The sequence below is a fragment of the Mesorhizobium sp. M7A.T.Ca.US.000.02.2.1 genome (assembly GCF_003996995.1).
Taxonomy (GTDB): Bacteria; Pseudomonadota; Alphaproteobacteria; order Rhizobiales; family Rhizobiaceae; genus Mesorhizobium.
On sequence record NZ_RZTT01000794.1, the window covers coordinates 1 to 1,082 of the forward strand.

Sequence of the window (1,082 nt, forward strand, 5' to 3'; positions counted from 1 at the left end):
CTCGATCCGCCGCGGCACGGTATCAGCGCACGGCCAAACGATGAGGCGCACAGTTACGCTCCGAACAACCCTCCATGCGCTGATTGCGGCTCCGCTGTTGATGACGGCGTGGCCGGTGATTGCCCCCGCTATGGCTGAAGAGATGGCCCAAGAGGCGCCGGAGCTCGTCATCTCGGTCGTCACCGGCCTGGCGCCGGACGACCTTCTCAAAGTCCGCACCACCGCATCGCCGGTCGCCACGGTCGAGGCGCGGCTGAGCAGCGGCGACATGGTCACCAATCTCGGCTGCAACGACATCAACGGCTACAAATGGTGCAAGGTCGAAAGCACGGGCAAGGAGAAGCTGAGCGGCTGGGCGCCGGCGCGCTATCTCATCCCCCTCAATCCGGCCCCCTATGTCGAAGGTGAGACAAGACCGGCCGATGCGCCGGTGGTTGCCTCCACCGGCAGCGCCAATGAGACCGGGCAAGCCTCGGCGCCGGATCAATCGCAGGCTACCGGCTCGGCAAACAGCGCGCCGGTCGCGCCGCCCGACCTGACAGCGCGGCTTGGCGGCGCCGGTCCGGCAGCCGAAAGCACGCCAAAATCCGCCGCCGAAATCGGCCGCGCCGCGATGCAGGATGCGTACGTACTGGCGCTGGCGGCGCCTGACGTCCCGCCCGCTTCCGCCCCCGGCGCGAGCGAAATTCCTTGCGCCCGCTATGTCGGCGAGCCGATGACGCGTTGCGAGGCAACCGTCGTGCACAAAGGCACCGACAAGGCCGAAGTGACCGTGACCTGGCCCGACGGCGGCACGCGCGTCATCGCCTTCGACGCCGGCCGGCCGGCCGGCTCGAACGCGGACGGCAATTTCCGCTTCACCCGCGAGGGCAGCCTCAACATGATCCGCATCGGCGAGGCCGAGCGTTTCGAGATCACGGATACGCTGGTGTCGGGGAATTAGAATTTAGGGGAGTAAGGGAGTAGGGGAATAAGGGAGTATGTTTGGAATGTCCTCGAACCCACCCTACTCCCCTACTCACCTACTCCCCTACCTCGCATTTTCGGGGTTACATCAGTCAAAACTCTTCCCTATAAGGCCC

Annotated in this window: 1 protein-coding gene; it reads left to right on the forward strand. The window is 65.5% G+C overall.

Going from position 1 to position 1,082, the window contains the following annotated elements:
* The first annotated feature begins 40 nt into the window (after positions 1-40).
* Positions 41-943 (forward strand): SH3 domain-containing protein, encoded by a 903-nt coding sequence (locus tag EOD15_RS34685; protein ID WP_185929173.1) that lies wholly within the window; start codon positions 41-43, stop codon positions 941-943.
* Positions 944-1,082: the final 139 nt, after the last annotated feature.